1 protein-coding gene is annotated in these 355 nt (G+C 45.6%); it reads right to left on the bottom strand.

Translation table 11 applies throughout. The features are described 5' to 3' along the window. Positions 1–355 (bottom strand): hypothetical protein (locus A3761_RS26880; protein WP_197472811.1); only part of this gene is annotated, 355 nt, incomplete at both ends.

Raw genomic sequence — 355 nt, 5'->3', positions numbered from 1 at the left:
TAGGGCTAGTTTTTCTTCTGCAGGTAGATCTATACCAAACTGGTGGCCTTTGTTCTCAACAAAATCACCGCACTTCAAGAATACTGCATCATGTGGATTAGACGAAAGTACATGCGCAGCAGGCGTGCCTTTAGGGAAATGGACAATGCCATCTGGCTGACCGCTTAAGGTAATATTCAGGTCATGCTGTAACTTAGTGATCTTCTGCGGGCGACTGTTCTCTGCCAGCGGATCGTCAGACTTCATCAACTCATCGAAGGCCATTTCGAATTGTTCGATACGTCCTTTAACCGTGTAGTCAGGTGAACCGTCTTCAAGGAAAGTCACTTCACCAATCGCATTGTTATGTAGGAAT

The organism is Oleiphilus sp. HI0123 (genome assembly GCF_001635315.1).
This window is presented reverse-complemented; position numbering and strand designations above follow the sequence as displayed.